Annotated in this window: 9 protein-coding genes; 4 read left to right on the top strand and 5 right to left on the bottom strand. The window is 43.9% G+C overall.

What is annotated here, in order from left to right:
• From F6K52_RS28140 to F6K52_RS28155, 4 genes are all read left to right on the top strand, one after another.
• Positions 1 to 553 (top strand): GTPase (locus F6K52_RS28140; RefSeq protein WP_364420093.1); only part of this gene is annotated, 553 nt, incomplete at its 5' end.
• Between the two features lie 178 nt (positions 554 to 731).
• Entirely contained in the window at positions 732 to 1,751 is a 1,020-nt protein-coding gene (locus F6K52_RS28145; protein ID WP_293086342.1) for an ATP-binding cassette domain-containing protein, read from the top strand.
• A gap of 78 nt (positions 1,752 to 1,829) precedes the next feature.
• Positions 1,830 to 2,720: an ABC transporter permease gene (locus F6K52_RS28150; RefSeq protein ID WP_293086362.1), complete on the top strand. Its 891-nt coding sequence runs from the start codon at positions 1,830 to 1,832 to the stop codon at positions 2,718 to 2,720.
• A 216-nt stretch (positions 2,721 to 2,936) separates the two neighbouring features.
• Positions 2,937 to 3,326: a hypothetical protein gene (locus tag F6K52_RS28155; protein ID WP_293086344.1), complete on the top strand. Its 390-nt coding sequence runs from the start codon at positions 2,937 to 2,939 to the stop codon at positions 3,324 to 3,326.
• Positions 3,327 to 3,473: 147 nt separating this feature from the next.
• Here F6K52_RS28155 and F6K52_RS28160 read toward each other — a convergent pair whose 3' ends face one another.
• The 5 genes from F6K52_RS28160 to F6K52_RS28180 form a co-directional block, all read right to left on the bottom strand.
• Positions 3,474 to 3,812, bottom strand: coding sequence for a late competence development ComFB family protein (locus tag F6K52_RS28160; RefSeq protein WP_293086346.1), 339 nt, complete (start codon positions 3,810 to 3,812; stop codon positions 3,474 to 3,476).
• An 80-nt stretch (positions 3,813 to 3,892) separates the two neighbouring features.
• Positions 3,893 to 4,273 (bottom strand): response regulator, encoded by a 381-nt coding sequence (locus tag F6K52_RS28165; protein ID WP_293086349.1) that lies wholly within the window; start codon positions 4,271 to 4,273, stop codon positions 3,893 to 3,895.
• Between the two features lie 31 nt (positions 4,274 to 4,304).
• Positions 4,305 to 4,928 (bottom strand): hypothetical protein, encoded by a 624-nt coding sequence (locus tag F6K52_RS28170; protein WP_293086352.1) that lies wholly within the window; start codon positions 4,926 to 4,928, stop codon positions 4,305 to 4,307.
• Positions 4,929 to 5,177: 249 nt separating this feature from the next.
• Complete coding sequence (locus F6K52_RS28175; RefSeq protein WP_293086355.1) at positions 5,178 to 5,558, bottom strand: response regulator; 381 nt, start codon at positions 5,556 to 5,558, stop codon at positions 5,178 to 5,180.
• Positions 5,548 to 7,790 (bottom strand): PAS domain S-box protein (locus F6K52_RS28180; protein ID WP_293086358.1); only part of this gene is annotated, 2,243 nt, incomplete at its 5' end. The genes F6K52_RS28175 and F6K52_RS28180, both read right to left, overlap by 11 nt.

A 7,790-nucleotide genomic window follows, 5' to 3' on the forward strand; every position in this document is an offset into this window, starting at 1 on the left:
TGCAGGAATTCGGGAAACCGCTGACCAAGTGGAGAAGATTGGAGTAGAGCGATCGCGTAGTGCAGCCATGGCGGCTGACTTGGTATTACTGGTGATTGAAGCAACCACTGGCTGGAGTGCAGGAGACCAGGAAATTTACCAACAGGTGCAAGAACGTCCCGTAATTCTAGTGATTAACAAAACTGACCTAGCCAGTGATAAGAGTGAATCTACCCTATGCTATCCTAATACTATAGAGCAGGTAGTGAAGACAGCTGCTGCCTACCATCAAGGCATTGATGCTCTGGAGAAAGCAATTCTTGATGCAGTAAATCGTGGCAACCTGCAAGCCGCTGATTTAGATTTAGCCATTAACCAACGACAAGCTGCTGCCTTGACTAGGGCGAAAATATCTCTTGAGCAAGTGCAAGAAACTATTGCCCAAGAGTTACCCTTAGATTTTTGGACGATAGATTTGCGTGGAGCAATTCAAGCCTTGGGAGAAATAACAGGAGAGGAAGTAACGGAATCAGTGCTTGACCGCATTTTCAGCCGTTTCTGTATTGGAAAGTAAGATTAAGTTTTTTGATTGCTTAACTATATATAAGTAGTCAACCCTCTCCCCACTTTTCCGGTAAACCGCAACTCAGCAGTTTTGCCTAAAAACATTACATCTTACCGCTAACCAGGGCAAGGGGCTACAATAACAAGTGTTGAGATTTGTGTATCCCTGACCGGCATAGGGAAAGCTTATGGCTGCCGCTGTATTAATCCAGAACCTCCAAAAACGCTATGGAGATGTCCACGCCGTCAAAGACATCTCCTTACAAGTTGAACCGGGTCAAATTTTTGGCTTACTCGGTCCTAATGGTGCCGGGAAAACCACCACCATTCGTTGCCTATGCACCCTCACGGCACCGGACGCTGGAAAAATTGAGGTATCTGGCATTTCAGTACTACACAATCCTAGGGCAGCACGCCGCCGCCTAGGCTATGTAGCCCAAGAAGTTGCCCTAGATAAGGTACTCACTGGTAAAGAACTACTCCAATTGCAAGCTGACCTCTATCACCTCCCCAAAGCAGTTGCCAAAGAACGCATAAATAAACTGCTTGACATTTTGCAGCTAAAAGAGTATGCCAATAAAAAAACTGGCGTTTACTCCGGTGGTCTGCGTCGGCGGCTGGACTTAGCTGCTGGCTTACTCCACCAACCGGATGTTTTAGTACTAGACGAACCCACCGTAGGTCTTGACATTGAGAGCAGATTCGTGGTATGGGAACTGTTGCAAAAGCTGCGAGACTCAGGAACCACATTACTAATCACCAGCCACTACCTCGAAGAAATAGACGCATTAGCTGACCAAGTCGCAATTATTGACAAAGGCTTGATCATAGCTGAGGGGACACCATCTCAGTTAAAAGATAGTGTTGGAGGCGATCGCATTACCCTGCGCATCCGGGAATTCTCCCCCATGGAAGAAGCCAAGGAAGCCAAAGATATGCTGCAGTCCTTGCCCTTTGTGCGAGAGGTGATTATTAACAGCAATCAGGGCAATTCCCTTAACCTTGTGGTTAAACCCCAAAGCGATGCCTTAATGATCATTCAGCAAGCCTTAAAAGACGTTAGTTTACCGACCTTTGGGATTGCTCAGTCGCGACCTAGCCTGGATGATGTCTACCTGGCTGCCACAGGTAAAACCCTTATGGATGCTGAACTTGCTGAGGCTGGGAAACGAGATCCGAAGGCAGAGCGGAAACAAAATATGGCCTAAAGGAGACATAGGGCAGTGGTTAGTGGACAGTAAATACAAATTGCTCCAACTATTTTAGAATCTATGGCACGAATCAATATGAGTGAAACCCTTACCCCTCCTAAATCCGACCTTAACTGGCAACCAGACCTTACTGCACCAATCCCAGTCAATGATACTCCTGGTGTAAGTGAATTTATCCAAGAAACCGTTGCCCTAACCAAACGCCTGTTTATTCAGCTGCAACGGCGACCTTCTACCTTAATGGCTGGTATTATCCAGCCCCTAATGTGGCTAATCCTATTTGGGGCATTATTCCAAAACGCTCCTCAAGGGATTTTTGGCGAGAGTTTGAGCTATGGCAAATTCCTCGGTGCAGGTGTGATTGTGTTTACCGCCTTTGCTGGAGCACTCAATGCTGGCTTACCGATCATGTTTGACCGGGAATTTGGTTTCCTCAACCGCTTACTAGTAGCTCCATTAGTATCTCGCTTCTCTATTGTTGCAGCCTCAGCCATATATATTATCGCTCTGAGTTTGCTGCAAACTGTGGCAATTGTCACCGCCAGTGCCTTTTTAGGAGCTGGTTTGCCGAACCTAGCCGGTCTGGCTATGATTGCCTTGATAGTATTCTTGCTGGTGGTGGGAGTCACAGCCCTTAGTCTAGGACTAGCATTTGCTCTACCCGGTCACATTGAACTAATTGCAGTAATTTTTGTTACCAACTTACCCCTACTGTTTGCCAGCACAGCCCTTGCTCCTCTCTCATTCATGCCAAAATGGTTACAGGTAGTAGCCAGTCTTAACCCCCTCAGCTATGCCATTGAACCAATTCGCTATCTCTATCTCCACAATGACTGGTCTATTGGTAGCCTTGTGATGCAGGCTCCTTGGGCATCTATTACCTTTGGCCAATCCCTGTTGGTATTGCTTGGTTTTAGCACAGTGGTATTACTCGCAATTTCTCCACTACTCAGCCGCCGGTTGTAATTAGTCTTCCTAGGGCTAAAGCCTTAGGATCCCGTGAAATAATTAATATTAACTCATCGATTTTTCTGGATGGTTGACTATTGACAGGGTCGCGTCAACCGTCCAAAATGAACCTGTAACAATTGTCCAGGTTAACTGTGCAGGTTAACTTTAGTTAACTATATATAATTTTCTAGCAGTAGACCAGTGAGATTTATCTATTAAAGGGGGATTCCTATGAAGCTCAGCAACCAATCTGTTTTTACTGTAGCTGTATTGAGTGTAGCCCTTGGCATTACTACAGCATTACTGCACGGGTCCGCTACTGCCCAAAGTATAGGTACTATTCGAGCGGATGAAAATTTTAATAATTCTAACGAGCAAGACACGTTTGGGGGGTTTGGAGACAGTAGTTTCAACGCTTTTGATTTAATCCATAATGCCCAATTGGGTACAGTTGATATCGATCAGTTCAATCAGGGACAGTCTCAGAGACTAAATGATGCTGCTTCTGAGTTTCGGCGTTTACAGTTGGAACGGTTGCGCAATCCCCAACTAGCATATCCAGAAAACCAATATCCAGGAAACCAGCCTGCTACATCTGGGGCTAGCGAAAGTTACCGATAATCTTAGAGACCTTGGCTCAGGTTTGGATCACGATTGATATCAAGTCCAGTTAATCACTTGGTTTACTGGTTATTCCATGGATAAAATAGGAGTTCTCAATTTGGTATTGAGAACTCCTATTTTAGGATAAAATTTTGGTCAATCAAGCTAAAAAGTATCGGAAATAGACCTTGAGGTAAACGTTTGGGGCATCGGGAAATTATCCCAGTGCAAGATATTATATATTCCTGTATGAATCCAGTTTTCTAAATACAGCTTCTGCTCTGAGGATAACTGCTGTAATTTTTGGCTTTTTGATGATGGTTCAATCTTGTCTACCGCTTCATAGTTATTCGGAATTCGGTTCAGGACATAAGCAATTAAATCCTGGCGTATGTTAGACTCGGAAAAAACGTCTTGATAGGGAAATTCCGGATAAGTTGCTAAGACATTTTCAATTTCTTGAATCACTATCGGTGTAGTTAGGTGAACAAGAGTTTTAGTCATCGTTTACACTCCTTTTGCCAACCGGTCTATTCTTACAAAGCGGTTTATTAATTAAGAAATAGTGTGTTTTGAGCCTTGTTTTAAGTCAATGGAAGTATCCTTAACTGCTGATTAATTGCTGCTAACAGTTCCCGACTATCTACAGGTTTAGTTAGATAATCGTTGGCTCCCAGTTGCTTAGCTCGAGCATAGCCATCCTCTTTTGACTCACTGCTTAGAAATATAAACGGTGTTTTCGCTGTCTTTAACCTATCCCGTAATATCTGGAGAAGCTCATAACCATCAAGGGATGGTATATTAATTTCAGAAATAATTAAATCAGGTCGGACAATTTTAGCTAAATTTAAACCGAGCCAACCGTCTCCTGCAGTAAGGACATTAAAGCCCTCTAATTCTAGTAAATCTGAAAAATTTGAGCGCAACAGTTTATCATTTTCAATTAATAAAATTGTTTTGTTCATCGCTCCAGGCTTTATAAATTCATGATCAAGATTAATCCCCAACTTGTAGAATCTGTTCTAGCAAGAGGCGATCGCTAGTTGAGCTACCGAACCATAACGTATCTTTTGCCAGACTACTGACAGATAACCGACCATTCGGTTCAATGCTAAAATCTTGACCCAACACTAACCCTTGCTCCTGAAGTTTCTTAATTGCCAGAGCGATCGCTACTGCCACTAAGTCAAGTTCGGGCATCAAATAATCGGGATGACGCAATAGCCAGTGACAAGCATCAAGGTTAATCTCTGGTAGTCGATAAACTGCTGCGAGTAAGACTTGCTCGATATAAGTGGGACTGGGTAAAACAGTGAGAAAGTCTTTAAGAGATTTGATAAATGTTGAGTCTTGACTCTGAAACACATCCAGAGCTAATGCGATGTATGACTCATAGTCCTGGGCTTGGCTGGTACCCATATCTCGTTCTGTGGTCAAGGGTAAACTCTTGATACCCAGGACAACTGGTGTGAAGGTTTGTCTCCTCTGGTGCTCTGGGTCGTGAGGATAAGCTAAATCGATCGTGGGATTGATCGTGGGACTCAGGGATAATTGATCCAAAGGAGTGATGTTGAAAGAAGTACTAGAATTGTTACCCTTGTTTGGAAAAATGATACCCATACCCCGAAATTCAACCCAAGATCTATTTACCTTACCTACAAATACAAATTAGGCCGCAAATGTGAAGATACTGTGATTGACTAAGCTACCAACTTATTGGTAATCTGTAAGGTCTAAAAGGTGAATGCTATCGAATCTTTGTAGCTCACCCAATTGAGAACTGCGTTTGCCAGCAATTAATCTATGATGAAGTTATTGATAATTGCCTGCAGGTTTGGCAGTTTTAATAAAACCTAGCACTCCGATGAGTCAATCGAGCCAATTAAGAATTACTTGGATTTCCTCGACCAATTCCATAGGTTTAAACGGCTTGGTAATAATTCCAGTTACCCCCAAATCTAGAAACTGCTTTTGCTCGCTGCTCCTAGCTTTAGCGGTTAGCAAAATTGTTGGGATATCCGCCGTTACTGCATTAGCTTGTAACTGTCGAAAGGTAGCCGGTCCATCCAGCTCGGGCATCATTACATCTAGCAAAATAGCATCAGGCTGATCTGCCTCAGCCTTAGCTAATCCCTCTTTACCAGAAGCAGCTGTCAACACTTCCCACCCTGCTGCTGCTTCTAGAGAAAATTGGATGATTTCTCGAACCCCATCATCATCATCAATTACTAAAATGCGCTTAGTTGTCATGGTTATCACCTTCTGCTGCTGCTGTTTCTTTCGGTAAAGTAAAATAAAAACTACTGCCTTCACCAACAGTACTCTCAACCCAGATTTTGCCTCCGTGCTGCTCCACTATATTACGGCAAATTGCTAACCCTAAACCTGTACCTCCTTTTTTACGGGCATCGGAGGCATCAACCTGTTGAAAACGCCCGAAAATGCTTTCAAGTTTGTCAGCAGGAATTCCCCTACCTTGGTCTTTAACAGTAAATAAGATCGTTGGACTGTTTGGGTCAGGGGGTGAGGTGGTTTCTAGTTCCTCTGGCTGTGGCAGTTCCACTGTTAAGCATAGGCTAGAACCTCTGTCTGAAAATTTAATCCCATTGCTGAGTAAATTGGTTATTACTTGAATAATGCGATCGCTATCAGCCTCGAATTCAATTTCACCTTCAATGGCTTGGGACGAGACTTCCAATTTAATCCCAGCTCGATTAGCCATCACCTGCACCTGATCAACAGCTTTAACCATCAACTCAGCTGCATTTACGGGCTGCTTTGACAAACGGATTTTACCAGATTCCAGACGTTCGAGTTCCAAAATATCGTTAACTAGTCGCACTAAACGCTCAGCACTATCAGCGGCAATGCCAATCACACGCTGTCCTCGTTCAGACTGAGGTTGAATTAGACCAGTTGATAACAGGTTCAAGGCACCATGAATCGAGGTTAAGGGGGTACGGAGTTCGTGGCTGACCACGGAAGTGAATTCATCTTTCATCCGTTCAATAGCGTAGCGCTCGGTAATATCTTCCCCAATACTCATGGTGCCAATGGCCTCTCCCTGGACATTTTGGAGTAGGGTATTATTCCAAGCTATGATTTTTTCTTGCTTTGATTTGGTAAGAATCGAATGCTGATAGTGGGGTTGAAAGTCTGGCTCTAGGATGTCCTGGAAATATTGCTGTACTGACTGTTGCTGGTAATTGGGCAAGAAGTTTTCAAACCAGTCCTTGCCTTTAACTTCTGCTTCTGTGTACTTAGTCAATTCTAGGAAGAATGGATTAACATACTCGACTTTACCCTCTCGGTCTAGTCCCACCACCACCAGTCGCACATTGTCGAGAAGGCTGCGCCACCGTCGCTCTGATTCCTGTAAGCTAGCAATTAACTGGGTACGTTCTTCTTCAAATCGTTTGCGTGAAGTAATATCTCGCTGCAACACTAAGATATAGTTAATGTTTCCTTGGGTATCATGAACCACTGAGTAGGAGGAGTCTGTGGTAATAACAGTGCCATTTTTGCAGACAAACTCAATTTCTTGACGATGGGTTCCCTGCTCCAGTAAAACTGGAAACTTTTGCTGGCAAATGTTTTGGTATCTGGGGGTAAAAAACTCTTCTAACCGATTACCGATCAATTCTGATTCAGCATAACCTGACTGTTGGATGACAGCGGGGTTCACTTGCTCAATCATGCCCTGAGTATCTAAGATATGAATAAAATCTGGGGCAGATTCAAACAACGAGCGGAATCGTTGTTCACTTTCGAGTAAAGCAGCTGTGCGCTGTTGAACCCTAATTTCTAATTCTCGATTGAGTTGTTGCAGTTCAGCTTCTTGCTGTTTACGCTTAGTGATATCCGTAGTGATGCCGTGAAGATGTACAGAGTTGCCATTATCACGGATAACCACATGAGCGCGGTCGTTCAGCCAGCGAATTTCTCCATTACTGAGCTCAATTCTATATTCTAAATCCCACGATTGACGACGGTTTTCTTGAACAGCTCGCCATGCCTTCTCAACACGATCAGAATCTTCTGGCACAATAAACTGTCGCCATAAGTTGTCTTGATCACTGAATAGCTCGAAAGTTGGGCGACCGTAAACTTGCTCGAAGGCTATATTAACATAGCGCAGTATCCCAGAAGGCAGTGATACTGACCACACCACGTCTTGAAGAGAACTCATAATTGCTTCGAGCCGCTCTTGGTTGGACTTCAGCGCCTTTTCATTTTCTTGCAATGCTTCTTCTGTCTGCTTGCGATCGCTAATATCGGTAATTGAGCCAACCACTCGCACTGGATCACCTGCTTCATCCCACAGTGCTTGTGCCTGGTCAAGAATCCATTTGTAACTGTCGTCGTTGCACCGTAAGCGATACTCTTGAACATAATAGGAGGTTTTCTGAGCTAAGTGATCCTCCATGGCTTTGATCACCTGGTCTACATCATCGGGATGGATGTGTGTCCACCATTGATGGA

This window comes from Moorena sp. SIO3H5 (genome assembly GCF_010692395.1).
Taxonomy (GTDB): domain Bacteria; phylum Cyanobacteriota; class Cyanobacteriia; order Cyanobacteriales; family Coleofasciculaceae; genus Moorena.